The sequence below is a fragment of the Bacteroides sp. genome (genome assembly GCF_030151085.1).
Lineage (GTDB): Bacteria > Bacteroidota > Bacteroidia > Bacteroidales > Bacteroidaceae > Bacteroides.
Window position 1 is genome coordinate 53,262 of the sequence record NZ_JASLER010000093.1, and the last position, 24,622, is coordinate 77,883.

Annotated in this window: 25 protein-coding genes; 2 read left to right on the plus strand and 23 right to left on the minus strand. The window is 43.1% G+C overall.

What is annotated here, in order from left to right; genetic code table 11:
* Position 1: 1 nt before the first annotated feature.
* Positions 2 to 2,500 (minus strand): carboxypeptidase-like regulatory domain-containing protein, encoded by a 2,499-nt coding sequence (locus Q1W14_RS19880; RefSeq protein ID WP_300704489.1) that lies wholly within the window; start codon positions 2,498 to 2,500, stop codon positions 2 to 4.
* A gap of 158 nt (positions 2,501 to 2,658) precedes the next feature.
* Positions 2,659 to 3,519, minus strand: coding sequence for a GLPGLI family protein (locus tag Q1W14_RS19885; RefSeq protein ID WP_300704420.1), 861 nt, complete (start codon positions 3,517 to 3,519; stop codon positions 2,659 to 2,661).
* Positions 3,520 to 3,679: 160 nt separating this feature from the next.
* Here Q1W14_RS19885 and Q1W14_RS19890 point away from each other — a divergent pair, with 160 nt between their 5' ends.
* Positions 3,680 to 5,098 carry a HAMP domain-containing sensor histidine kinase gene (locus tag Q1W14_RS19890; RefSeq protein ID WP_300704421.1) on the plus strand — a complete coding sequence of 473 codons (1,419 nt, stop codon included), beginning with the start codon at positions 3,680 to 3,682 and terminating at the stop codon, positions 5,096 to 5,098.
* A gap of 13 nt (positions 5,099 to 5,111) precedes the next feature.
* Positions 5,112 to 5,801 carry a response regulator transcription factor gene (locus tag Q1W14_RS19895; protein ID WP_300704422.1) on the plus strand — a complete coding sequence of 230 codons (690 nt, stop codon included), beginning with the start codon at positions 5,112 to 5,114 and terminating at the stop codon, positions 5,799 to 5,801.
* 6 nt (positions 5,802 to 5,807) lie between these two features.
* Here Q1W14_RS19895 and Q1W14_RS19900 read toward each other — a convergent pair whose 3' ends face one another.
* The 21 genes from Q1W14_RS19900 to Q1W14_RS20000 all read right to left on the minus strand — a co-directional run bounded on the left by Q1W14_RS19900 (position 5,808) and on the right by Q1W14_RS20000 (position 24,560).
* Positions 5,808 to 6,449 carry a hypothetical protein gene (locus tag Q1W14_RS19900; protein WP_300704423.1) on the minus strand — a complete coding sequence of 214 codons (642 nt, stop codon included), beginning with the start codon at positions 6,447 to 6,449 and terminating at the stop codon, positions 5,808 to 5,810.
* 744 nt (positions 6,450 to 7,193) lie between these two features.
* Positions 7,194 to 7,775 carry a LemA family protein gene (locus tag Q1W14_RS19905; protein ID WP_300704424.1) on the minus strand — a complete coding sequence of 194 codons (582 nt, stop codon included), beginning with the start codon at positions 7,773 to 7,775 and terminating at the stop codon, positions 7,194 to 7,196.
* A gap of 39 nt (positions 7,776 to 7,814) precedes the next feature.
* Positions 7,815 to 8,729: a YgcG family protein gene (locus Q1W14_RS19910; RefSeq protein ID WP_300704425.1), complete on the minus strand. Its 915-nt coding sequence runs from the start codon at positions 8,727 to 8,729 to the stop codon at positions 7,815 to 7,817.
* Between the two features lie 39 nt (positions 8,730 to 8,768).
* Positions 8,769 to 9,782: an alpha/beta hydrolase gene (locus Q1W14_RS19915; RefSeq protein ID WP_300704426.1), complete on the minus strand. Its 1,014-nt coding sequence runs from the start codon at positions 9,780 to 9,782 to the stop codon at positions 8,769 to 8,771.
* A gap of 1 nt (position 9,783) precedes the next feature.
* A complete protein-coding gene (locus Q1W14_RS19920) occupies positions 9,784 to 10,530 on the minus strand; it encodes a shikimate dehydrogenase (RefSeq protein WP_300704427.1) in 747 nt (248 codons plus the stop codon).
* Positions 10,531 to 10,562: 32 nt separating this feature from the next.
* Entirely contained in the window at positions 10,563 to 11,300 is a 738-nt protein-coding gene (ubiE, locus tag Q1W14_RS19925) for a bifunctional demethylmenaquinone methyltransferase/2-methoxy-6-polyprenyl-1,4-benzoquinol methylase UbiE (protein ID WP_300704428.1), read from the minus strand.
* Position 11,301: 1 nt separating this feature from the next.
* A complete protein-coding gene (locus tag Q1W14_RS19930) occupies positions 11,302 to 12,243 on the minus strand; it encodes a phosphoribosylaminoimidazolesuccinocarboxamide synthase (protein WP_300704429.1) in 942 nt (313 codons plus the stop codon).
* Positions 12,244 to 12,276: 33 nt separating this feature from the next.
* Positions 12,277 to 13,263 carry a PhoH family protein gene (locus tag Q1W14_RS19935; RefSeq protein WP_300704430.1) on the minus strand — a complete coding sequence of 329 codons (987 nt, stop codon included), beginning with the start codon at positions 13,261 to 13,263 and terminating at the stop codon, positions 12,277 to 12,279.
* Positions 13,264 to 13,272: 9 nt separating this feature from the next.
* Positions 13,273 to 13,992, minus strand: a complete 720-nt coding sequence (locus tag Q1W14_RS19940; RefSeq protein WP_300704431.1) for a M23 family metallopeptidase — start codon at positions 13,990 to 13,992, stop codon at positions 13,273 to 13,275.
* Between the two features lie 3 nt (positions 13,993 to 13,995).
* Positions 13,996 to 14,664, minus strand: a complete 669-nt coding sequence (locus tag Q1W14_RS19945) for a phenylalanine--tRNA ligase beta subunit-related protein (RefSeq protein WP_300704432.1) — start codon at positions 14,662 to 14,664, stop codon at positions 13,996 to 13,998.
* A 34-nt stretch (positions 14,665 to 14,698) separates the two neighbouring features.
* Positions 14,699 to 15,523: a peptidoglycan editing factor PgeF gene (pgeF, locus tag Q1W14_RS19950; protein WP_300704433.1), complete on the minus strand. Its 825-nt coding sequence runs from the start codon at positions 15,521 to 15,523 to the stop codon at positions 14,699 to 14,701.
* Entirely contained in the window at positions 15,520 to 16,704 is a 1,185-nt protein-coding gene (obgE, locus tag Q1W14_RS19955; protein ID WP_300704434.1) for a GTPase ObgE, read from the minus strand. Before obgE ends, pgeF begins: the two co-directional genes overlap by 4 nt.
* 10 nt (positions 16,705 to 16,714) lie before the next feature.
* Positions 16,715 to 17,287 (minus strand): adenylate kinase, encoded by a 573-nt coding sequence (locus Q1W14_RS19960; protein WP_300704435.1) that lies wholly within the window; start codon positions 17,285 to 17,287, stop codon positions 16,715 to 16,717.
* Positions 17,288 to 17,321: 34 nt separating this feature from the next.
* Positions 17,322 to 17,858 (minus strand): hypoxanthine phosphoribosyltransferase, encoded by a 537-nt coding sequence (hpt, locus tag Q1W14_RS19965; RefSeq protein ID WP_300704436.1) that lies wholly within the window; start codon positions 17,856 to 17,858, stop codon positions 17,322 to 17,324.
* Positions 17,859 to 17,932: 74 nt separating this feature from the next.
* On the minus strand, positions 17,933 to 19,471 hold the full coding sequence (locus Q1W14_RS19970) for a peptide MFS transporter (protein ID WP_300704437.1): 1,539 nt from the start codon (positions 19,469 to 19,471) through the stop codon (positions 17,933 to 17,935).
* Positions 19,472 to 19,617: 146 nt separating this feature from the next.
* Positions 19,618 to 20,253, minus strand: coding sequence for a DUF6266 family protein (locus Q1W14_RS19975; protein ID WP_300704438.1), 636 nt, complete (start codon positions 20,251 to 20,253; stop codon positions 19,618 to 19,620).
* 300 nt (positions 20,254 to 20,553) lie between these two features.
* Positions 20,554 to 20,961 carry a hypothetical protein gene (locus tag Q1W14_RS19980; RefSeq protein ID WP_300704439.1) on the minus strand — a complete coding sequence of 136 codons (408 nt, stop codon included), beginning with the start codon at positions 20,959 to 20,961 and terminating at the stop codon, positions 20,554 to 20,556.
* A 251-nt stretch (positions 20,962 to 21,212) separates the two neighbouring features.
* Complete coding sequence (locus Q1W14_RS19985; protein WP_300704440.1) at positions 21,213 to 21,539, minus strand: antibiotic biosynthesis monooxygenase; 327 nt, start codon at positions 21,537 to 21,539, stop codon at positions 21,213 to 21,215.
* Between the two features lie 77 nt (positions 21,540 to 21,616).
* Positions 21,617 to 22,471: a helix-turn-helix transcriptional regulator gene (locus tag Q1W14_RS19990; RefSeq protein ID WP_300704441.1), complete on the minus strand. Its 855-nt coding sequence runs from the start codon at positions 22,469 to 22,471 to the stop codon at positions 21,617 to 21,619.
* Positions 22,472 to 22,608: 137 nt separating this feature from the next.
* Positions 22,609 to 23,010 carry a nitroreductase family protein gene (locus Q1W14_RS19995; RefSeq protein WP_300704442.1) on the minus strand — a complete coding sequence of 134 codons (402 nt, stop codon included), beginning with the start codon at positions 23,008 to 23,010 and terminating at the stop codon, positions 22,609 to 22,611.
* 5 nt (positions 23,011 to 23,015) lie between these two features.
* Positions 23,016 to 24,560 carry a CocE/NonD family hydrolase gene (locus Q1W14_RS20000; protein WP_300704443.1) on the minus strand — a complete coding sequence of 515 codons (1,545 nt, stop codon included), beginning with the start codon at positions 24,558 to 24,560 and terminating at the stop codon, positions 23,016 to 23,018.
* Positions 24,561 to 24,622: the final 62 nt, after the last annotated feature.

Below are 24,622 nucleotides of genomic sequence, written 5' to 3' on the forward strand. Positions count from 1 at the left end.
GCTAATAACTTATAGAGATCTTGGCAAGTACTTCTCTTGGTCGGATATTCAATCGTGAAGTATAGCTTTGCGTAGCTGAATAGATTGTATAAGCATATTCTCTCTTATTGAAGAGGTTATTCACTTCAGCTTCAATTCTCCATTTCTTTCTCTTATAGACAAGTGCTGCATCGGCCAGTATGGTGTTGAGGTGTGTTTGGTTGCCTAAATCATTCCGGTAATATTCGCCGGAAAGACGAAAGTCAAGATGCCCGATGCTATAAGTAAGATGCAGTCGTTGTACAAAGTCCAGTAATGGGGTAAGGTGAGTGTCACTTCCTATCTTGCTGCCACCATAACCGATGGTCGCATGATATTCCGCTTCGAAAGCTTCGGTAGGTGACCATATCAGTTTCGGCTCGATTTTTAGATAATCGTAGCGATAGTTTTGTAACAAGCTATTGCCGGAAGTTTCTTTGGGTGTAGCGGATGAGGCTGTATTCGAAATCTTCGTCAACTGCTGTCCCGTACTACGGCTGAGTTGCAGGTTGAGGGAAGTCTTCAGGTTCCAATCAAAGAATCCTTTGGAAAAAGTGCTGAACAGAGACCAGTTATTCGTGTAGTTCCTATGCTTGCGTCGGGTATATACAAGGGCATCTTCGGATATGCTTTGTTCATTCAACGTATTGTAATGAGTGCGTTGATATGCCAATGTAGCTGTGATGAAGAACTCTTGTACAGTATTCTTATACTCTCCGTAAAGATTACAAAGTTGCTCCGTACTGACGGGAAAAAGCCCGTTTCCATTTCTCCAGGTGCGATAATCCGTCCGGTAAATAGATGGACATAGATCGGTGATGTCCCCTGCCGAACGGTTCAGTCTGCCGTAGAGGGAGAACTTCCAGTGATAATCCAACTGATATCGTAGATAAACTTTCGGGGTAAAGAACAAGAAAGAACGTTGTTGCTCAAAGTAACGTTTGTACTTTACAGGTGTGGAAAGGCTGACCAACCATTTATTCCGTTCCAATTCAAAGTAAGGAGTGAGATAAATGGAAAAATTAGAAGGGGAATAGGATTCTTTGTTAGAGGAGGTATCAGAGAGATATACCTTATCCCATTCCCCTTGCATTCCGGCAGTGTATTGTCTGGTAAAGCCGTTATGTTTTTTCAGGTATCTGCCTTTGTTGTCGGTATAGAGATTCTGTTGCTCATACTTGTTTTTGCCGTTGGACAAGGAAAGAGAAGATGGTACGTATGCATATTGTGTGGCAGAATTAAATTCCCAGGTGGTGTTATCTCTATTCCGAATGAAGTTAAAGAAATTCTTGGCAGCCAGTTGGGAAGTGCGAATGGTTTGCTGTAACTCCGGAGAAGCTCCCCGATTAGATTCACCTTCCAGAAGGAAGCGGTTTACCAGATAATGTTTGCTTGAGTTGTTTTCATAGTTGGCTTCCAGATGGGCGGCATCGCTTAATAGGTGGTAGTTATAAGTCTCGTTTATACTGATAGTATCATCCGGTTGATAGAATATTTGTGTATTTCTGCGTTCCTGCCTAATTCGATCATGGGTATATCCGGCTTGCAGACGTAGTGATTGCTCATCATTCCATTTGTACATGCGGTTTGCATTTATGGTATGCGTTTGGTTGAAGAGAAGTCGCTCCTTGTCGAGCGGAGCACTGATGGCGGGCTGAGTCAGGAAGTCGTAAAGAGGTATTTCTTGTGAGGTGTTATTCGAAAGAACAGTTTGCTCGCGACTGAGGTCAGTGCCGGTGTTATTGGTCTTGTAACTATAGATACTTTGATTACCCTTGCCCAGTTGTAGGGCATTTACGGAAGCATCCCACAGCATGGCTTCATTCCAGCCGAGACCTAATGTGTTGTTTACTATCCACTGGTCACGGGCTTGTGGATCGAGCTGTAGGTTTAGTGCAACTTCATCAGAATTGATTTTACCTTTCAATGCTTTTACCGATTGATAATTTTCCATGATTTCCGCTGCTTTTACAGCTTTGGCACTAAGGTTATTGTTTATTTGGTTGTAGCGACCTCCTGTTACGTCCATACCTTCTACTAAGAAATGATCGATAGATTTTCCTTTGTAGGTTACTTGACCATTCTCTTCCACATCCACTCCCGGAAGCCTCTTTAAGACGTCTTTGATATGTACATCTTTAGATGATATAAATTCAGCAAGATTGTATCTGACGGTATCTTTCCTTGTACTGATACGTCCCGGGCGTATTTGCACTTCTTTCAGCAGGATAGATTCTGACTGTAACAATATATTCAGTACTCCTGCCATCGAAACATTACGTATTTCGTGTTTATACCCCAACATTGAAACACTAATTTGCAGTGTAGTGTTATGCTTCCATGGCAAGGAATATCGCCCTTGTGCATCGGTCAGTGCATAGTCTATCATCATATTGCCGCGCAGCACGCTGATCATGACTCCTTCCAGAGGTGTTTTACTTTCCTCATCGCTAATCGTGCCGCTCAGTGTTTGTGCTTGCATGTACTGGCAGAAGAAGAGTGTACAGCAGAAACATAGGAAAGGAATAACTCTATCTTGTGCTGCATAAAATGCCATCTTGTGCATGATTGGAAGTAGGGAAGCAGATGATTTGCCTAAGTGTTTCATTTGTTGGGGTATATTGTGAATGATGGATGTAGTCAATTCCGCTCAAGCGGATTATAGGGAAGGTTTCTTGAACCTTTCACTTTGTTGCCTTGTTCGTCGCGAATGGTGAGGTTGATATTGGGGGCACTACTCATGATATAACCGGATGGATCGGCATAATAACGCTCATGGATTTTGTTGTATGCCTTACGGTTCACAGGCTCATAGTCCTTGCCGTTGAAGAGGATAGGATGATAAGAGTGGCATTGCTCTATGCCGGTACAGGTAAATACATAATCATTATCACTATCTTCTGCTTTTAAAATCAAACCGGGAAGTCCGTATAGTTTCCATGGACCTTCGCTGGACGGAATTTCAGTAGTGAACCAGGCAGTCCAGTTTCTACCTTTAAAGTTACATTCCGCTTTGTGGCAAATGTATGAAAGGAAAGAGAGTGTGTCATTTGAAAGTTTCCATTGCGGACGTTCCTCCACTTCTTCGCAGCGCAGGCGATTAACATCTCCGGCTATTTCATCAAGAGTGGTGACTTTGCCGGCGGGGTGTCTTTTATAGGTTTGTTCATTGAGTTTGCCTTGTCCGTATTGCTTGATATGTTCAGTCATGACTTCCTGAGAGGCATGATTGGCGACATCAGCGGCAAACACGGAGTCACCTACATATTTAGTGTAACTGTAGAACTTGGAAGAGTGTTTCCCAACTTCGAGCATCATCGTTTCTTTGAACCGTTTTTTCGAGGAAGTATCAATGCATCCGTCTACTTCGTACTGCACTTTGAAAACAGCTTGGTCTATGGTATCCTTGCGGAAAATTTTGCCCATACTGATTTTGAACTGTGCATGCATTGTGGTTGCGATTAGGACCAGTAATGCGGTAAGGAAGATTTCTTTTTTCATATTCTTTTCTCATTAGTGATAGCGCAAATTTATGCCGGAATCGCTCTATAGGAGCAGAAAAGTTATTACTGAAATATTACTCTGACAAGAATATCTGCTTCGCGCGTACTGCTGATTGCAGGGAAAGAGGTACCTTTGTCATACATTAATATTGGCTCTTATGGAACAACGAATCAAAATCATCTGGCTGCTGTCCATTTTCTCTATACTGCTCATTGTGGCAGGACAAGGTTATTGGCTTTGGAATCAGTGCCGGTATAATAATGAGAAGCATACTGACGCCGTGTTCCAGCAGGTGCTGTATGCAGCTGCACTGAACGACTCTGTGCGTAGCTTGCAACCTCGTCGTTATTTCGGTCGGCAACGGAAGGTCACGGAAAGTTCGCATTTGAGCAGTAAATTCAATCTGGAAAGTCCCTCTAAGAATCGTTTCATCTACCTTTTCAAATATCAGACGCGGGATAAGGCTGACTCTTCCGATGTGTATTGCGATACTATAAGCTTCGGTAGTCATAAAGACTTGGGCGAGTATGTTCCACTTTTTCTGTATCGTTATAAGTTAGAGACGGATGTTCCTTTTACCACGCAACGATTCGATTCATTGCTTGCGTCCACATTAGGTTATGCCTCTTTCAGTACCTGCCTCGGTGTCCATCACGACACTTTGCTGCATTGTCGCGATACGGTGGAAATGGTTGGAACTTCTCTCTATCCCCACTATCGGGTCACTTACTATTATAATCCGGTGAAGCAGCAGTTTGTGCAGGTGGATGTCCACCCACCCCTTTCTTCTTTGTTGCTTCGTATGGCATGGCAGCTTCTTGGCAGTCTTCTGATGATTTTTTTGTTGGCCGTTTGCCTTGTCATTCAGATTAAGACCATCCTGAAGCAGCGTCGCCTTGACGAACTGCGCAAAAGTTTTGTGAATACCATGATACATGAACTGAAGCGTCCGGTGCAGGCGTTGAAGATGTGCGTTGCCTTCCTTAATAACAAAACTATGCGTACCGACGAGCAAGCTATGGATGAAGTGGTTCGCGACTCCCTTTCCGAACTGGATAATCTCTCCGCCTACCTTCGGAAGCTGCGTGACATGACCCGTGCCGATGATGAACGAACACAACTTTCTTTGAGTACCTTTGACTTGAAACCTGTAGTAGAGAAGCTGATACGTCTGCAACAGACCTATGAGAAAAAACAAATCTCTTTCGAAACCCATCTGGCGGACAATCTGCTTGTCACCGTCGATCCGGTACATATCGCCAATATTATCAGTAATCTGATTGAGAATGCCATCAAATACTCCGGTGCTTCTGTTCATATCTGTGTAGAATGCGCACTGCATCATCATCAACTGACATTAAAAGTCTCTGATGATGGTATTGGCATTTCCACCTCTGACCAAGGACATGTGTTTGATAAGTTTTACCGTGGCAGCAATCTGCCCGATCACTTCATTCCCGGTATCGGTTTGGGATTGAGTTATGTAAAGCTATTGGTGGATGCTCATCGGGGAAGTATTTCGTTGAGTAGTCAGTTGGGACGTGGAACTACTGTGGAAATAAATATTCCACAATAATAGACCTATATATATGAAAACATTAAAGATTCTTTTTGCTGACGATGATTTAAAATATTCCATGCTCTTAAAACGTTTCCTTGAGACGGAAGGTTACGAAGTGACTTATGCCGGTAATGGTACGATTGCTTTGGAACAATTTCCTCTTGTTAAGCCCGATCTTGTTTTGCTCGATATCAACATGCCTGGATTCAATGGCTTTGAGGTTGCCGAATGTATCCGCGAGACAGATAAACACGTCCTCATCTTCTTCCTTTCTGATCGAAGTGACAAAGCCGACCGTCTGCAAGGTTTTCAGCTTCGTGCCAACGATTATCTTGCTAAGCCCTTCTATCCCGAAGAACTGATAGCCCGCATTCGGGAACGTTTTACTTCTCAACTATCCGATAAACAGGAAGAAGAAACCTATTCTTTCGGGAATTCAGTCTTTAATTATAGTACGAACGAAATTCGTACCGGAAACAGTAAGATCTTGATTACTTCCCGTCAGGCGGAGCTGCTTCGTCTGCTTACCATCAATCTCAACATTGCCGTAGAGCGTGATAAACTGCTCGAAGTGGTTTGGGGCAACTCTTCCTATGCCAATTCTTTGGCGTTGAACGTACAGATTACTTATTTACGGAAAGCATTAAAAAACGACCCAACCGTAAACATTGAGTCGTTGATGAAAAAAGGGTATGTACTTGCTGTTACTAAAGGTTGACTAAAGCTATTCTTTATAATCCGAAGTAACGGAATGATGATTTTTACATCTGTAAAATACACCTTTCCATTTTCCTGTAATTTCTACAGTTTCATTGCCATTTACTTCTTTGAAAGTAGCACAATAAGTGGCCGCTACCTGATATTCTTCAATCTTTGCAGTACTTTTAACTTTGAAAGGTCCTTCACTTGTGACTTGCTGATAAGACTGATCCTCAGCAGGGAACTTATATGCCTTCAGTGAGAAGGGAGCCTTCGTAGGACTTTCTACTGAGTAAAATGTATTTTTAATACTAAAAGTAGATTCGGAAGGAATGGAAAGGCTATTTGTTGCTTCTCCAATCAAGTGCATGAACAACTCCGGATCATTTGAGAAGAATTGGGAGCTTTGTTCGTAGTCCTGCAAATAGGTGATGATTGCTTTGTATCCTTTATCATATTTATTTGCTATTATTTCTTCGACGTCATCAAATGTCCTACATGTTGTTTCATCTTCGGACATGGCTCCCCATTTGATATTTTCCAATTGATACTCTTTACTTAATATCTTTTCCCGCTCATTGTTTTCGTTATTACTGCATGAGGTAAATACGAAGAGTGCTAATCCGGTAAATAGCGTAGTTCTAAATAGCTTACTTAATGGTTTCATAGTAATTTTTTTTAGTTTGAGTCAGTTACGTTCCACAAATATACAAATAAATATGATTAGTTGTCATGAAATATGTAGAAAAGAGACAAGTAAGAGGGCAGGAAACTGGATAAATAATGGATATATAGAGACTTGTTGCTGTATAAGGGTAATTTATACCTGCTTTGCTCCATATCTTTTAATAATGATTATCTTTGCTTATTGAAAAACAGGAGGATACGATTGTAACTATACCACCTGAATAGTTACCCCAATATTGTCAAGAGCTGATTTACGAAAGATTAACGGACGGAAGGCTAAAGCCTCTCGTTTGTGTTATCGGAACACATCATGCGTTTACCCGAAACAGACCATCTGTTTACCTCAAACGCATCATCTATTTGCCCTGAACAGACCATCTATTTTGCCACACCTCAACGTCTGAAATGCCGGGGCTTTTCGCCAAAACAACAGAGGTTTTCAAGGCAAATGCCAGCCATTTCAGTTGCTAAAGTGTGACGTTTGGGGAGCTAAAGTGCAGCATTAGGGGAGCAAACATGAGGTATTTCAAGCAAGAGGGCGTGAGGGGAAAAAAGAAACGGAGAAGCAATGCCCCTCCGTCTATCCTAATTTAAAATTGAAGTATCTATAAATTCACTTTACAAAGATACAACATTGAAAAGGCGATGTCAAGTGTTCCGGCGATTATTTTAATGCAGGTTCGATGAAGATACATTTGAGAACCGGTATAATGTCATTCCCGAATTAGAACTGTACCTGTGGTGCTTGTTCCGAACCTTCGGCAGCCTCGAAGTAAGGACGCTTCTCAAAACCGAAGAGACTAGCTAGAATATTCTTCGGGAAGCGGCGGATAGCCGTATTAAAACCTTGTGCAGCGTTATTGAAATTAGTGCGCGCTACATTGATACGGTTTTCTGTTCCCTCTAGCTGTGCTTGCAGTTCAAGGAAGTTCTGATTGGCTTTCAGGTCAGGATAGTTTTCGGTGATGGCAAGCAGCTTGCCGAGGGCAGAGGTTACTGCACCTTGTGCTTTCTGATACTCAGCTAGCTTTTCAGGAGTCAGATCGTTGGCATCTACTGTTATCTGGGTAGCTTTGCTACGAGCTTCAATGACACCTTCCAAAGTTGTTTTCTCATGGGTGGCATATCCTTTTACTGTATTTACAAGATTAGGAATCAAGTCGGCACGACGTTGATATTGTGTTTCTACGTTTGACCATTGTCCACTGACATTTTCTTCCATAGATACAAGTCCGTTGTAACCGGTTACGCCCCAAATTGCGAGGATAGCTACGGCTACGAGAATGATAATGGTTGATTTCTTCATACTTTCTTTCTTTATTAATGTGTGATTAGTTAATTGTTATTAGAATCGGGAACCGGCACCTCCTCCGCCTCCCATACCTCCTCCGAAGCTGCCACCACTGAAGCCACCTCCTCCACCTCCGAAGCCGCGTCCACCGCCCATGCCACCGAAGATAACAGGACCGCCTCCACCGCCACCACGATAATTCTCGTCGTACGATTGTTGGCGTCTAACTACTTTATGCCCACAATTACGGCACGTATAGGTTACGTCCTCAGTCTTCACTCCGTTGCGGCGCGAAACGAGTACACTGCCGCTACGTTGCAGCTTGTGTTGTCCACAGTTGGGGCATTTGGTAGCCCTGCGCTGTGCAAGAATGCCGAAGAACGAAGCTACAGCGATAATGCCTAAAAGTCCAAGAAGCATGCTGCCGATTGGAAGGTCGTCTCCTTCATCCGTATCGTTCGCCATGCTACCGTCGAGCCGTGCGCAAACAGCACGTACTCCGGCTACCATACCTTCATCCCAATTGCCATTTTTCAAATACGGAATCATATCGCGCGTCTGGATGCGCTTACAAATAGCGTCGGGTAAATCACCTTCCAAACCGTAACCTGTATAGAACTGAATACACCGTTGGTCGGTAACCAGCAGGATGACTAAACCGTTATTCTTTTCTTTCTTTCCTACACCCCATTCATTCAGTAACTGATGTGCAAAATCGAAGCAATCTTCCGAACCAATGGACGGAACAACGGCCACTACTGTTTCGATGCCCGTTTGTTGTTCTAACGCATACAACATACGGTCTATGCTATCGCAAGCTGCTATGGATAAAATATTGGCAGGATTGCAGACATACCGTGTCTTGTCCTGAAGATGTACTTTGGGGATGTTATTGGTTGTGTAAACCTCTTGTGCCTGCAAGGAAAAGAGCAAGCAAAAGAAAAATGTTATAGAAATAATTCGTCTCATACTATAGTATTTGTAGCAGCGAAGATAAGGAAAATCACATCAATGAATATATTTTTCCACAAAATTCTTTACCCGCTCTGTATATTCCTGCGGATAGTCTTTGTAAGATTTGGCATGCGTTGCACCGGGAACAATCCATAATTCTTTAGGTTCTGGCTTAGCTTCATAGAGGGAATAAACCATCCAGGTAGGCACATACGTATCAGCGTCCCCATGAATGAAGAACATAGGCAGGCTGCATTTCTTTACTTGATTCAATGCGGAAGCTTCGCGGAAATCCCATTCATATTCTTGCTTGCAAAGCCAGCTTGCTACATGCAGCAAGGGGAAGGCTGGCAAACCGTATTGAGCTTTCAATTCACCACGGAACTCATCCCATACACTGGTGTAACCGCAGTCTTCTACAAAACATTTGATGAAGGGTTGCTGATAGACGCCATGTTCTACATCTCCGGAGATCATCATGGTGGTTGCGGCACCCATAGATATGCCATGTACTACCATTTCTGTACCACTACTACGTACGTAAGTACTATCGCCTACAGCTACTATTTCGTTGTTTCTGCCAAAGAGTTCATCGGCGGTGGTAGTCCATTGCAGGACGTCGAGACGATCCAACCAGCCCATTTGTATTTCGGTACCCTCGCTCATTCCGTGCCCGTGGAGGTCGGGTAGCAGGACATTATATTTTAGTTGACGGTTATAGAGATAGCCAATATTGAGCATGCGGATGGAATTGTCGGTATAACCGTGTACAATGACTGCGGTTTTGCGCGTAGGTTGGGCAGCTTCAATATAGAGGGCGTGTAGTTTCTCACCCCGGTCGTTTTCTAAATAAAAGTCGCGTAAGGCACCCACAGTTTGCAGGCTGTCTACCCACGGTTTCAATTCCGGATACTCATTAAACATATATTCGTAGGACGTCTCAATATTGCGGGCGCGTGCGAGGTCGTCGGGCTTTAGTGCATGCCCTAACATATAATAACCTCCACACAGCAGAACAGTGCAGAGAACGGCTAAACTGATTAATGAGTATTTAAAAATCCTTTTCATGTTACCTATTCCAAATTTCCCATGCAGCAAAGGCTTGCAACAACAGCATTTCCAGTCCGTTCTTGGTGACGGCACCTTGTGCTTCGCCTTTCTTCATGAAAAGAGTTTCATTTGGATTATATAACAAATCGTAAAGCAAATGGTTGGGAGTCAATGACTCGTAAGGAATGTTAGGGCAAAAATCTACCTTTGGGTACATGCCTACAGGGGTACAGTTCACAATGACTGTGTACTCTTGCATGATTTCGGGAGTCAACTCTTCGTAAGTCAGGTATTTATCGTAATCTTTGGTACGTGATACAAAGGTGCTTTCTACTCCTAGATTTTTCAGTCCCCAATATACAGCTTTGGATGCTCCGCCGGTGCCCAGGATTAATGCTTTTTTATGATGCTGCTCCAATAGAGGTTCTATGGATTGTGTAAACCCGATGATATCTGAGTTACAACCTATCAGTTTCACCTTACCTTTGGGGAGGCGGATAATCTTAATAACATTGACTGCGCCTATCTTGGCTGTGTCTTTGTCAAGTTCATCCAGGTAGGGAATGACTTGTTCCTTATAGGGTATGGTCACATTGAGTCCGCAGAGATTAGGGTTTTCTTCTATCACTTCCATAAAGTCTTCGATGCGGGGGATTTCGAAGTTTACGTATTCTGCATCGATATTCTCTGCCTTGAATTTCTCATTGAAATATCCGATGGAGAACGAATGCTTCAGCGGATAGCCTATTAAACCGTATTTCTGCATATTGATGGGGTATTAAAAGAATGATGATTTGCTTATTTCTGAGCTACATATAAAGTACATATTCCGAAAGTCAACCGCTTGAAGTACACTTTGCTGAAGCCCGCTTTGTTAAGGACCTTCTGCATTACTTCTCCTTGCGGAAAAGCACGGATACTCTGCGGTAGATAGGTATAGGCACTGTTATCTTTCGAAATACATTTGCCGATTAGGGGGATGACAACTTTTGAGTAAATAGCAAATAACTGTTTCATCGGGAAGCGGTCCGGAGTAGAAAGTTCCAGTATGACAAGATGCCCTCCAGGTACCAGTACGCGGCACATCTCAGAAAGTCCCTTGTCTAATCCGTCGAAATTACGGACTCCGAAAGCCACGGTCACGGCATCGAAACTATTATCGGCAAACGAGAGAGAGGTGCAATCCTCCCGGGCAAAAGAGATCTTGTCCGAGAGGCGCGCCTGTTTTACTTTTTCACGACCCACATTCATCATACCTTCCGAGATATCGGTACCTATCAGAGTATCGGGCTGAAGTTCCCGGCACGCAAGGATGGCGAAGTCGCCGGTGCCGGTTGCTACATCCATAATACGCCGTGGACGGAAAGGACGGAGCGTATTGATTGCTTTCCTACGCCAGCTTCGGTCTATACCCATAGATAGAGTATGATTCAACTTGTCGTAGGCAGGAGCAATATTGTCGAACATTTCTTCTACTTGTTCGCTCTTTTTGCCGTCTTTGCCGTATGGCTTGATATGTTCTTGTGGGTAGTCCATTTTATTTCAAATATTCCATTACGTTCTTTTCGATACGTTCGGCAATATTGCTGGTATCTTCTTTTACGAACGTCTCACCAGTGATGTGCTCGAATAGTTCGATGTAGCGTTCACTGATAGAATTAACGATTTCTTCAGTCATTTCAGGAACTTGCTGACCCGTTTTGCCTTGGAAACCATTATCCATCAACCATTCGCGAACGAATTCCTTGGAAAGTTGCTTTTGAGGTTCACCTTTAGCGAAACGCTCTTCATAGCCTTCGGAGTAGAAGTAGCGGCTGGAGTCAGGAGTATGGATTTCGTCCATCAGGTAGATGGTACCATTATGCTTACCAAATTCGTACTTGGTATCAACGAGGATCAAACCGCGTTCTGCTGCAATCTCAGTACCACGTAAGAAGAGTCCCATGGTGTATTTCTCCAAGATAGCATATTCTTCGGGAGTAGCCAGACCCTGTGCCAGGATTTCTTCCTTAGAGATGTCTGCATCATGTTCACCGATTTCTGCTTTAGTAGTCGGAGTGATGATAGGTTCGGGGAACTTCTGGTTTTCCTTCATGCCTTCGGGCAACTTGATGCCACAGATCTCACGAACTCCACTCTTGTAAGCACGCCATGCACTACCGCAAAGGTAACCGCGTACAATCATTTCGATGGGGAAACCTTCACACATTACACCTACTGTAACCATAGGGTCGGGAGTAGCCATTTTCCAGTTGGGACATATGTCGGTAGTGGCATCCAGGAACTTGGCTGCAATTTGGTTCAGCATTTGTCCCTTGAAAGGAATACCTTTCGGCAATACTACGTCGAAGGCTGAGATGCGGTCTGTTGCGACCATTACTAACTTTTCACCATTGATGTTGTACACATCACGTACTTTTCCGTGGTACACACTTTTCTGTCCCGGAAAATTGAAATCTGTTTTAGTTAATGCTTTCATCTTTGTAATATTTACTGTTTGAAAATCTACGTTTTAGGACGGAAGTTGTCTTTCCGCTCTCTGTTTTTCACGCTCGGCTTTCACTTCCTTATCATACTTCTCGTAAGCTTCAACGATATGTGTCACCAGTTTGTGGCGTACAATGTCTTTTTTGTTAAGCTCAATAAAACTGATACCTTTTACTCCTTTCAGAATTCTTAAGGCTTGTACCAAGCCGGAAGTTTGCGATTGTGGCAAGTCAATCTGCGTCATGTCACCCGTTACAATCATTTTGGTGTTCATTCCCATACGGGTGAGGAACATCTTGATTTGTTGGGTAGTGGTGTTCTGCGCCTCGTCCAGAATGACTACGGCATCGTTCAGCGTGCGTCCGCGCATAAAGGCTAGGGGAGCAATCTGGATGATGTTTAGTTCCATGTATTCTTTGAGTTTGGCAGCAGGTATCATATCTTGCAAAGCATCGTAAAGCGGTTGCAGATATGGGTCTATTTTGTCCTTCATGTCTCCCGGTAGAAATCCTAGTTTCTCTCCGGCTTCTACGGCGGGACGGCTAAGGATGATTTTCTTAATTTCTTTGTTTTTCAAAGCTCGTACGGCAAGGGCGATAGCAGTGTATGTCTTACCGGAACCGGCGGGACCGACTGCAAATAACATATCGTTCTTGGCAAAAGCCTCCACTAGTTTCAATTGATTCTCACTACGTGGAATAATAGGTTTGCCGTTCACACTGAAAACTATGACATTACCTGATTTCTCGGCTTGTGGAGCATTCCCTTTGATGATGTCTATAATGACCTCTTCTTTCAAGGAGTTATATTCGGCACAATACTTTTCCAGTTTGGTAATATTTTCTTCGAATGCGCACATTTCTTCTTCGTCTCCCAGGACTTTGATGACATTGCCACGGGCAACGATGCGGAGTTTAGGATATAGTGCCTTTATCAGTTGCATATTAGCGTTATTAACGCCATAAAATATAACCGGATCAATATCCTCGAGAACAATCAGTTTTTCTATCATTGATATACTTTAATATTCAATTCGTGTTGGCAGTGAAACGTTTTGCAAATGTAGTGAAACGTTTTTATAGTCAAATGGTTCTATCGGGTATTTTTTTTGCAGAGGGCGCTGATAGATCATTGGTAACTGTTTTACTATGATTTCGTTTCCTTTTTTGGTACAACTGATATTCTTCCCGTTCAATATTCCTTCTTTCATGTTAAAGATGAGATTGGGGTCGAAATGTTGTCCGTTAATACGTGTTTCGAAGTGTAAGTGCTCGGTGGATGCACGTCCTGTGCGTCCGGTTAGGGCTATTGCTTGTCCTGCTTTTACTGTATCTCCGCTATGAACAAGGTTTTTGGAGTTGTGGCTATATATGGTCTCCAAACCGGACGGGTGACGTACAACGATCACATTACCGTATGCACTGTAAGGTTTTGCCATCCGCACCACACCATCGAAAACGCAACGGATGGTATCTTTGGCGCGGGTTTTGATGTCTATGCCGCTATGATGTCCCCGTCCTCGTCCGTAAGGGGAAATGACTTTGGCGCCCGGTAAAGGGAAGGCATATTGCGTATCTGTTATGGTATCGAGATAGATTTCTATCTGTTTGCCTTTGTCGAATAACCCGGGAGTTGCTACACGGATGTGATTAATTTCCATAGGAGAAAAAGGCGGATTCTTCGCATGTGTTGTCATGGAAAGAACTATCAGTAATATAGGTATGATAAAGGTATACTTCATAGGTTATAAAAAATATTGTATGCTTCCGCCATCCGAAGAAGCGTATTTCTTTAATAGGTCTTGTATCATTTCAGCGGCTTCTTCCAATCCGTCCGATCCGTTGTATCCATTGATGATGGCAAGGATGTGCCGGGTTTCAAGATCCATCTTGGTACGTTCATTATCACTGGTCGGGGTACCGATGCCACCTGTCAAATCACGGTAGACAGGTAAACCTTCTATATTGAGTACTCCGCGTCCGATTCCTTCAAAAGGTTCATCGGCACGTCCGATACCAAGCACAAGATCTGTGCCTTGTATCTTGTCTGCATCAAATCCACCGATGGAGTATCCAGTACGTAAAGAAACAAGATTAATGAGGTCTACCAATGTATCAATCTGATATAATGCAAGGCCACGCATTAACCGTCGGCGCAAGGCTTCGGCAGACGGACGATAACGGCTGGGATCTTTTCCACAATGTTTGTAAGCTTCACGGGTAGCGGCTATTACAGGTTGTAGTTTAATATCTTCCGCTACAGTAGTGGTTGTTAATTCCTCAGTAAAAGCATTTATTTCCTCCCAAAGTCCTTCACTGAAAGTCGTATTAGTAACTTCGGCATAAACAGCTGCACCTCTAAAAATGGGGCAGGCTAGCTTTATTTCTTCTGATACAGTAATATTATAAAACATAAAATAGCTATGAATTATTAGCTATAAGTTATGACTAATAACTTATAACTTGGTTTATCATGATCCCCGACAATATACGCCCTGATTTGATGCCCAGTCGTCTTGCCGAGAAGAATTCTTCATGTTGAGTAAAAGTGCATATACCTGCTGTTTCCACTTGGATGGAAGGCACTCCGAAGTCTAATAGTTGCAAACGGTTGGCTGCCCATAAGTCGATATGATATTTATGTGTTTCGGGTTTCCACTCTGAGATATAATCCATTCGGAAGCCATTCTCGCGGAAAGCTTCGTACACTTCGTCACCTACTTCAAAAGCGGGTAGGGAGATGCCGGGACCGATACAAGCTATAATGTCTTTACCATCTGTATTGTAGAGTGACCGCATCTTGTCAAGGGTATGTCCGAGGATATAGTTTACTGTTCCCCGCCAACCTGCATGAACAGCAGCTATGACTTCGTGAACGCGATCATAGAGTAAGATAGGAATACAGTCTGCGGTAGAGATGCAGAGGCAACAATCCGGTTCACGGGTAATCAATGCATCAATGCCTTGCAGCATGGTATGTCGATCTTCTTTGTTAGCTTGCAGGTAGGTCTTATCAATGGCAAGTACTTTCGTACCATGAGTCTGGTAGGGAATAATTAATTCTTTAGGAGGCTGCGGCAGAGATGAACATACTATTTCCTGATTGCGTCTGACGCATTCCGCATCATCTCCCGTATAAGGCGTGCAATTGAAAGAATCATAATTTCCTTGGCTGCATCCTCCACGACGGGTAGTTACAAAACAAGAAATGTTGGGATATGAGGAAAGAATCTCATATCCCAACATTTTCTTATCTTCGGTGAGAGAAATCATTTTTTGTCGTCCTCCCAATCCTCTTCTTCATATTCGAAGTCTTCGAGGTCGTCAATATCCTCGTCGTCCTCTTCATACTCGTAACTGAGGTCTTCGTCTTCACCTTCATCTTGCAATTCCTCTTGCAGATGGCTCATGTCTTTGGCACGATGGGCAATGCTTTCTATTTTGCCTTCTATTTTGTTACTTTCCTTATTCAACTCTTCCCAAAGGAGGTCTTTCAGTACGGAGACACCCATACCGGAGATTGCAGAGATGAATACATGTGGAATGTTTTCAGGCAGCGTAGGCTCTATCTCGTCCATCAATTCCTGATCGAGCATATCACATTTGGTAATAGCAAGTACCCGTTGCTTATCCAGCATTTCGGGGTTGAAAGTGCGAAGTTCGTTCAGTAAGATTTCATATTCCTTGCGAATGTCGTCGCTATCGGCAGGCACCATGAACAGTAACAATGAGTTACGCTCGATATGACGCAAGAAACGTAGTCCCAAACCTTTACCCGCACTGGCTCCTTCGATAATACCGGGGATATCTGCCATGACGAATGACTTGCCGTCACGATAGGATACAATCCCCAGATTTGGTTCTAATGTGGTAAAAGGATAGTTCGCAATCTTGGGTTTTGCAGCTGAAATAGAGGCTAGTAAAGTTGATTTTCCTGCATTAGGGAAACCTACCAGACCGACATCTGCCAGCAATTTCAACTCCATGATTACTGTCATTTCCTGCATCGGTTCGCCCGGTTGCGCAAAGCGTGGGGCTTGTCGGGTGGCAGTTTTGAAATGCGAGTTGCCCAAGCCGCCTCGTCCGCCTTTCAGTAGAATGACTTCTTGTCCATGTTCGGTCACGTCGCAGAGGTATTCACCGGTTTCAGCGTTGTATACTACTGTTCCGCAGGGAACTTCAATTACTTTGTCTTCTCCGTCCTTGCCGAAGCTGCGTCCTTTACTGCCCGATTCACCGTGACCTGCCATGATATGACGGTCGTAGCGCAGGTGCAACAAGGTCCAATAGTTACGGTTACCGCGGAGTATAACATGACCTCCTCGTCCTCCGTCACCTCCGTCGGGGCCACCATTGGGTATGTATTTCTCACGCCGCATGTGCGTGGAGCCTCGTCCGCCCTTTCCGGAGCGGCAATATATTTTTACGTAGTCAACAAAATTCGATTCAGCCATATTCTTTTTTTTATTTTACTTTATCAATAGCACTACAAACATCAGCAAAGATTTCGTCCAAGATGCCGAAGCCTTTGATGTGTTGGTATTTACCATCTTGTTTATACCAATCAATCAACGGAGAAGTTTGAGTGTGATAAACAACGAGACGTTTTTTGATAGTTTCTTCGTTGTCATCTGCACGACCTGATTCTAATCCACGCTTGATGAGGCGCTTCATCAATTCTTCTTCAGGCACGTCGAGGTCAAGCATTATGCTTACTTCCTGGTTACGTTCAGCGAGCATTTTCTTTAATGCCTCAGCCTGTGCAATTGTTCTGGGGAAACCATCAAAAATAACACCTTTGCTATCTTTGAAGCTATCCAGTGTGCTGGCAAGGATATCAATCATCAGTTCGTCAGGAATCAACTGACCTTGGTCGATGTAACCTTTAGCTGTTTTGCCTAGTTCTGTGCCATTCTTAATCTCAGCGCGGAGTACGTCTCCTGTAGAAATGTGGTTAATACCATATTGCTTCACAATCAAGTCACTTTGTGTTCCCTTACCTGAACCGGGAGCACCGAAAATTACAATATTCAACATCTTGTTTAGTTATTATTTAAATGATTTATTATAATTAATCTACTACTGTATAGATATCGGGATAATTACGACCAAAGCCATCATAATCCAGTCCATAACCTACTATAAAGTCATTGGGAATGCTCATGGCAACATAATCAATATCCAGTTTTACTTTAAGTTTTTCGGGTTTCAGCAATAGAGATGCAATGCGGATTTCCTTGGGATTGCGTGTGCCGAGTGTATCCAGTAGGCGTTGCATGGTGAAACCGGTGTCTACAATATCTTCTACGATGACTACCGTACGGTCAGTTAGGTCTTCATTGATGCCTATCACTTCTTTGATAACCCCTGTAGAAGCTACTCCCTGATAAGATGCTAATTTGATGAACGAGATTTCGCAAGGTATCGTAATACGTTTCATCAAATCAGCGGTAAACATGAACGAACCATTCAATACGCTGAGGAATAATGGGTTCTTTCCTGCCAGATCACGATTGATCTCGTTGGCTACGCGGGTTACTTCCTTTAGAATGTCCTGCTCTTTGATAGAGACAGTGAACGTTTTATCCTTTATCTGTATAGAGTCCATAGGTGGGGTATATTTTGAAAATTGGTACAAAGATAGTGCAAACGGAATGCAGTACAAAATAAGCTTGCTTATTTTTATTCTACTCCGTGCATCATCTTCTGCAATTTCTTTGAAAGCAGGAAGAGGATAAGTGCTGCTGTAGCCGACATGACAACGAATACCATAAAGAAGTCGTACATCGTTTCAATGTGATATCCTAACAACGTTTTTACCTTTCCCGGTTCGGGATAAAGACCGCTCAATGTACCTGCAAATTTATTTGCTGTGGCATTAGAAAGATACCAGATACCCATCATTAAGGAAGCGAAACGGATGGGTGTCAGCTTGTTTACCATAGACAATCCGATAGGAGAGAGGCATATTTCGCCCATGGTGTGGATAAAGTACAATCCTGTCAGCCAAATAAGGCTTACTTTGATGCCTGGCTGTACATCTTTTACTCCGAAACAGATGACCAGATAACCCAGGGAAAGCAACAACAGACCGATAGCTTGCTTAGTGGGAGAAGATGGTTCCATGCCCCGTCTGTTGAGCGAACCCCATACACCCGGCATGATGGCTGCCAGTATCACCACAAAGAAAGGATTGAATGACTGAATCCACGATGCGGGCATCTCCCAACCTAATATAGTACGATCAGTCTGCTCTGAAGCGAAAAGCGTCAGAGAGGCGCCGGCCTGTTCGTAGGCGGCCCAGAAGAAGATTACAAAGAAGGCTATGATATAGATTACAAAGATACGGCTACGTTCAATCTTGGTGAGTGATCCTTCGAGCAGGATGCTGACGGGAAGTACAATACAGGCGGTAAAGATGCCGACGCTGATCCAATCTCCATCGAAACTCCAATAGAAAATAGCGGCAAGTACTACGGCCAGCAAACCTAAAAGCAGGAAATTTCGTTTTCTCTTATTCTTTTCGGTTTCGGAAAGGCAAGTGTCTTGGGCTTCTAATGTCTGTCCTTTTTGGGCGTCAGGGATAATACCTAGCTGCTCTCCATCGGGTCCGATGAGGTATTTGTTCTTCTGTGACTCAAACAATACTACTGTAAATACGGTAACGATTCCCGCAATGAGGAAGCCCCATTTGAAGTCGTTCGGATCGCCCGTTTCGCCAAAGTAGCCGCATACTAGTGGGGCAAGGAAGGAACCTACGTTCACACCCATATAAAATATGGTATAGGCCGAATCCAGTCGTTTGTCTCCAGGTTTATAGAGTTGACCTACCAATGAAGTGACGGTTGGCTTGAAGCATCCGTTTCCTAAAATAAGGAAAGTGAGTCCGATGTACATCAACCAGTGCGACAATTGAACGGCGCTGAGCATCGAAGCACTGGCAAACATCAGGAATTGACCTACTGCCATCATCATTGCTCCCCAAAATACCGAACGGCGGATTCCCCAATATTTATCTGCGATATATCCACCGATAAGCGGTGTGAGATAAACCAGTCCGGTATAACTACCGTAAATGGAGGCTGCATGTTCTTTGTCGAAAAGAAGTGCCTGCGTAAGAAACAAGATAAAAATAGCTCGCATGCCATAGTAACTGAAGCGTTCTGCCGTACTGGTTGCAAAGATAAGGTAAAGACCTTTGGGATGTTTGGGTGAGCTCATTGAATATGTTATTATAGTTTTTTCTTCTTATATAGAATATCTAGGTTGCAAAAGTAGTGACTTTTTAATTCCATTACTCTTTTTTTTGTCACTTTTGTATAGGCATTTCTGTTTAGTGGCTCTATACAGTGAGGTTTGGGTGGTGTTTATGGCTCCAATATATTTATGATACTATTGGATACTTCTTCTTCATCGGCACTAATAAAACTCAGATAAGTAGCCAGTGAATCTTCTTTCCAATCTTTCGGTATCGGGATACTTGCTGTACTGTCGCTTCGTAAGCCTGCATGAGTGTTATAGACTGCTGTACCTTTTTCTTTGTTATATACCAGTAGCATAACGATGTCTGTACTTTCGGCATTCCCTTCGCCGCTATTGTCTTTCCATCGGAATACTACCTTATTCGTTTCACGATTTACCGAAGTATTTGGCGCACCATTCAAGAAACCGATAGATACCATTACCCGTTGCAGGTCTACCACGGCTACGCCTTCTTCGTTAGTGCTGATGCACCGTTTCATCAGGTAGGAGGTGGCGGTGTTGTATGTTGTCCGTCCTTGTGCATAGTTCTTCAAACCGATACGGATAAAAGGTACTATCGGTTTGAGAAAAGCGGTAGCTGCGGCTACTTTCTGTCGTTGCTGCAGTTGCTTGGGTGTACGTGCATCGCTGATAGTGGCAGCTTGTATGCGTATGATGTCTTTTCCTTTGCGGTGGTAGCCCACTATGCTCCCTACTTTACCTGATACGCCGCCCAGTATTCCTTGTTTTAGAGTTCCCATAATAGTTTCGTTTTTATTTTCTTCCAAAGGTATTCGTAATTTATTTCTCTGCCTATTCTTTACGGTATTTACTCGCTAAATATCTGATATATTAAGTAGATAGCAAAGAAATACCGAAGCAATATCGAATTGATGATGGAAGAGATAGAGTCTTATATAGGTGTTTTGGGATATCGGCTATGGCCTGCTGTAGCGGAAATAATTTCTCTATCTCCTCTAACTTACTATAGCAACTCTCTCCCCTCGAAAGTCGCTCATATTTGACTTATTCTGCATAATTCCAAAGAATACAAACTAGCGTTAAATTATCAATATCTTCACGTTAAATCTAATTTTTTGTTTGTCTTTCTCTAATTTACAGTTGACATTCTCGAAACCGTTCTTTGTCATTTCATCACGGTATTCACGCAGGCTGTCTTTTACTTCTGCAAGGCGGCCGTTGCGCACCATCTTCTCGTAGAACTCGTAAGTCAGACGGTCTATTACTTCCTCGCCACTCATTGGACGTTGGCCATGATAAGCCAAATCCTCAATGCAGCGGCACAAGAGAACATGTTGTCGTAGTTCAGGGAGTTCTTCAAGATAGCCTAAGATACAGAGGGTACAGGTACGGGGCTGACCGCAACTATTGCGGTAGCTCTCCACCAGGCGGAAGTATGGCCAGCGTTCACCTTTGCTGTTGATCTTATAGACTGTCCCGATGTGCATGCCACAAAGGTCGGTATTTTGCGATAAACGACCATATTTCTGGGTGTACTACAGAGGGGGAAATGACAAAAACGACCGATATTTAACATGCAGGCTATGCCTGGAAGCCCCAGAGAAGAGAAACCAAACAGAATTTAACTTATTGAAAGGAATCTTGTGGCAATGTGGGCTAAACTTCGTTATTTGAATTATTAATTAATAAGATACGGTAATCAGTTTTAATGCTAGAGACTGATTACCGTAATGATTATCTAATAGCTGGAGGCGAATATGCGAACATGTTCGCGAATGCCCCATTCCTCGACGCCCTCAGCAAGCAGATCGATAACTCGTTTATGCCCCTCATCAAGCTCCGGGTTGGAATAGTGACGTTCAAATGAAGCATCATCTCGGTAGAACTCAAACGCCCATAAAATGTCAGGGTCTTCAAGTGAACGGGTGAGCACCCAAGTAACCGGTCCGTCCGGATCGTCAGTGAAGTGCAGGTCATTGCAAACCTTGAATAATTCGTCTCCCTTACCGGATTTAGCTTTAAAACGTAGTACGTATCCGGGCTGATTTACTTTTGAAGTTTTCATATTTTTATAATTTTTGATACTGCAAAAGTATGGGAAATACTAAGGCTTCACAAGGTCAATATAAGGTAAGTATAGGACTAATCGAGGTTTTTGTTCCGAAATGCCAGTGGAGTCATTCCTGTAACTTTGGTAAATAGTCGTGTAAAATAAGAATAGTCATCATAGCCCAGTTCACCGGCAATTTCTTTTATAGATTTATCGGAATGATAAAGAAGGCGTTGTGATTCTAAAATAATGCGCTGTTGTATATGATATGAAACAGGATGACCGGTAGTGGCTTTGACACATTCGTTTAGATAAGGAGTTGATATGTTTAATTTTCTTGCATACTCAGCCGGACTTTTAATCTCTATATAATTTTGTTCCAGAGATAATTTGAAAGTTTTAGTGATAACTGAAAAACGCGATAATTGGTCAGTTGATTTGGATAATGATAGATATTGCGATACAACTAAAGCCACTAGTGTGTTACAGCTTTCTTTAAGGATGGGATAATAGAGCTTTTCGTCTTTTCTCTCAGAAAGTTTTATGCTAAGAGAAGCAACCTCTGAAAGAATTGATATTATCTCATTTTTTAATGGGAGAACTTTTACCGGTGCGAGGTCTTGTAATAGTTTAAGAAATTCCGGGTGCATACTTTCACTGGTAATTATCCAACTACTAACCGTGGCATTTTCAAACTTTAACAAACGATGTACTTGATTCGGATCTATATAGATAACGGAAGGCGCATTAATTTTATGCTTTTGAAAGTCTATTTCAATATGCGTAGTCCCTTTCTCCTGTAAAATAAATAAATGCCCGTCGTCCCGATGAGACTGCTCTACTTCCTTTGGATCAGGTAAACCATTCAAGGTTGCTCGCATAATGATTATTCCTTCATTATACTTATCATTAAAACTATTTTCAGGAATGGACTTTTTCTTTTTCACATTAATCATTTTTCTTCCGGTTGTATATTCTGAGTCTCAAACGTATTATTCCAATCCTTTATCATATCCCAAATAGGTATGAGAAAGGGCTGTCTGAAATTAATCAGACAGCCTTTAGTGCTATGAATATAAAATCTTTATTCAGCAGGATAACCAACAGCATTATTTAGTAGAAGATATTGCGACTCGTTGAGTTTAAGCACTTCACTTAGGACTTTGTGATCCATCATACTGTGCGATATGGTTGCAAGACCGTTTCCGGCACAGAACAGATTTATATTTTGTGATACGATACCAGCATCCATTGCCGCCGTAAACAGAACGTACTGAGACAGGTCAAATCCAGTCGGGTTATATACGGTATCGTATTTTGTATAATCCGCCGCAAGTATAAGTACAACGGGGACACTGGCTACAAAATCCTGCCCTCCACCTGCTGCTCGGCGATAGTCGCCTTCAGCAAGCCAGATGAGTTCATGTTTGTCGGGATCATACTTATAAGTTCCCTGCTTTGTAATGGCATAAACATCAATATCCATTGAGCTCATTGCAGCTTTTCTACGCGATCAAAACTGTACGCAGGTACTTCGTCGCTAGAGAGGATTGGATCTAAATGTCTGGCGGATGCACGCAAACGCCCGCTTGGGCCTTTATAACGCAACGCAGAGGCTCCGTCTTGGGTGAAATCCTGCAAAGCAGCATTCCGATTAGGCACTACAAATTCACTCAAAACATTGCCTAATTTGTCTATTTTCTGCACCCATACAAAGACATCCATATCGTCGGCATTTTCTACTTCCATGAACAGTTTTACTTTAGGATAACCAACAAAAGTGGTCTCTTTTTCAAAAGTAGTCTGAAACGATACACGGCAAGGCAAAGCCTCCGGAAAATAACGCACTGGGAACTCACCTGCGTCGGCAGTCAATTGCAATGTTCGTGTTCTACCGCTCATGTAGTAACGCTGCATTTGTGATTCCTTCGGAGGGAAAGTTTCGGCAACGAGGTCGGTACGGTTCTTACCCATAAAGTCCAAAATCGAATAGCGTACGGCAGGTGTCTTTTCCCAACCATTTTGTTTGCCAAGCAAGTAATAGTCAAAGAAACGGCGAAGTTCCTCGGTAGATTCGGCATCGTAATAATCAGGCCATTCTTGTGTGTCGTGAATACGTAGCCATTTTTCGGCAGAGCCTAACGAACGCCATGCGCGGAAAGTTCCCATTGTGTGCAGTGTATTGGAGTAACTTGCGACAACATATATGGGTATAGTGATTTTGGAAACATCAGCTGATTTGTCTTCCCACAGTTCGCAATTTGCCAATGGATAAGCCTCCATTTCGGCAACCATATCTTCCCGTTTCGCGCCCGTAGCACTAACATGATTTACTTGCAAACGCTGGATGAAATTCGGATCAGGAATACCACCAATGTATGCCAAATCGCGATATGCGTCCTGCAAGCCTTCAGTTGGGCTGATGCAAGTAAGATGCGGCGGTTGCCCTGCAGCTATAAACCATTGTGAAAAAGCCAAATATGAAGTTCCCGACAATGCCGTTTTCTGGTTTGACCAGTCTTGCGCGGCCAACCATTCTATAAGGTCGTAGCAATCCTCCGCTTCCTGAGAACCAATCATTGTAATGTCGCCTTCGCTGTGTGCAATTCCGCGTGCGTCAGGGTTACATACCGCATAACCGTGCTGAACCCAATAAGCCGGATCGGGAGCTTCGAACTTTGTTAAGCCTGAACTCCACGCATTTCCCATTCCAAGCATATTGAACAAATTAACATAACGAGGAGCTGTACCCGCACTTTTCCCGTAAGGACTCCACGCAATCAGCGTAGGCACTTTTTCGGTAGTAACAGGCAGGAAAATATCAGTGTAGATTGTAACACCGTCCCGCATTCTTACAGGTACATCTTTCAAATAACGAATATCACAATCAAGAGGCTTAAAGCCGGGAGCTATTTGCTCACCTTTTTTCAGAATGGTCTCTTTGGTTTCAAAAGGACTTAGCACTCCATGTTCAATGCCATTATCAATGTACTCAAATGCTGGCTTGAAGATCATTTTTTCAGTGATTCTATTCATCTTATTTATATTTTTAGTTGTTTTCTATCAAATCATAGGCAAAGGTACGAGAATACCACCTT

Excerpts from the sequence above, each read along its gene's own strand:
- Q1W14_RS19920 (WP_300704427.1), bottom strand. The coding sequence starts at position 10,530 with ATGCAGAAATACGGTTTAATAGGCTATCCGCTGAAGCATTCGTTCTCC.
- Q1W14_RS19945 (WP_300704432.1), bottom strand. The coding sequence starts at position 14,664 with ATGTTTTATAATATTACTGTATCAGAAGAAATAAAGCTAGCCTGCCCC.
- ubiE (WP_300704428.1), bottom strand. The coding sequence starts at position 11,300 with ATGGACTACCCACAAGAACATATCAAGCCATACGGCAAAGACGGCAAA.
- Q1W14_RS19970 (WP_300704437.1), bottom strand. The coding sequence starts at position 19,471 with ATGAGCTCACCCAAACATCCCAAAGGTCTTTACCTTATCTTTGCAACC.
- Q1W14_RS19940 (WP_300704431.1), bottom strand. The coding sequence starts at position 13,992 with ATGAAGTATACCTTTATCATACCTATATTACTGATAGTTCTTTCCATG.
- pgeF (WP_300704433.1), bottom strand. The coding sequence starts at position 15,523 with ATGATTTCTCTCACCGAAGATAAGAAAATGTTGGGATATGAGATTCTT.
- Q1W14_RS19910 (WP_300704425.1), bottom strand. The coding sequence starts at position 8,729 with ATGAGACGAATTATTTCTATAACATTTTTCTTTTGCTTGCTCTTTTCC.
- Q1W14_RS19880 (WP_300704489.1), bottom strand. The coding sequence starts at position 2,500 with ATGCAAGCACAAACACTGAGCGGCACGATTAGCGATGAGGAAAGTAAA.
- Q1W14_RS19960 (WP_300704435.1), bottom strand. The coding sequence starts at position 17,287 with ATGTTGAATATTGTAATTTTCGGTGCTCCCGGTTCAGGTAAGGGAACA.
- obgE (WP_300704434.1), bottom strand. The coding sequence starts at position 16,704 with ATGGCTGAATCGAATTTTGTTGACTACGTAAAAATATATTGCCGCTCC.
- Q1W14_RS19935 (WP_300704430.1), bottom strand. The coding sequence starts at position 13,263 with ATGATAGAAAAACTGATTGTTCTCGAGGATATTGATCCGGTTATATTT.
- Q1W14_RS19975 (WP_300704438.1), bottom strand. The coding sequence starts at position 20,253 with ATGGGAACTCTAAAACAAGGAATACTGGGCGGCGTATCAGGTAAAGTA.
- Q1W14_RS19915 (WP_300704426.1), bottom strand. The coding sequence starts at position 9,782 with ATGAAAAGGATTTTTAAATACTCATTAATCAGTTTAGCCGTTCTCTGC.
- Q1W14_RS19900 (WP_300704423.1), bottom strand. The coding sequence starts at position 6,449 with ATGAAACCATTAAGTAAGCTATTTAGAACTACGCTATTTACCGGATTA.
- Q1W14_RS19890 (WP_300704421.1), top strand. The coding sequence starts at position 3,680 with ATGGAACAACGAATCAAAATCATCTGGCTGCTGTCCATTTTCTCTATA.
- Q1W14_RS19980 (WP_300704439.1), bottom strand. The coding sequence starts at position 20,961 with ATGCACATCGGGACAGTCTATAAGATCAACAGCAAAGGTGAACGCTGG.
- hpt (WP_300704436.1), bottom strand. The coding sequence starts at position 17,858 with ATGGACTCTATACAGATAAAGGATAAAACGTTCACTGTCTCTATCAAA.
- Q1W14_RS19985 (WP_300704440.1), bottom strand. The coding sequence starts at position 21,539 with ATGAAAACTTCAAAAGTAAATCAGCCCGGATACGTACTACGTTTTAAA.
- Q1W14_RS19995 (WP_300704442.1), bottom strand. The coding sequence starts at position 23,010 with ATGGATATTGATGTTTATGCCATTACAAAGCAGGGAACTTATAAGTAT.
- Q1W14_RS19930 (WP_300704429.1), bottom strand. The coding sequence starts at position 12,243 with ATGAAAGCATTAACTAAAACAGATTTCAATTTTCCGGGACAGAAAAGT.
- Q1W14_RS19905 (WP_300704424.1), bottom strand. The coding sequence starts at position 7,775 with ATGAAGAAATCAACCATTATCATTCTCGTAGCCGTAGCTATCCTCGCA.
- Q1W14_RS19895 (WP_300704422.1), top strand. The coding sequence starts at position 5,112 with ATGAAAACATTAAAGATTCTTTTTGCTGACGATGATTTAAAATATTCC.
- Q1W14_RS19885 (WP_300704420.1), bottom strand. The coding sequence starts at position 3,519 with ATGAAAAAAGAAATCTTCCTTACCGCATTACTGGTCCTAATCGCAACC.
- Q1W14_RS20000 (WP_300704443.1), bottom strand. The coding sequence starts at position 24,560 with ATGAATAGAATCACTGAAAAAATGATCTTCAAGCCAGCATTTGAGTAC.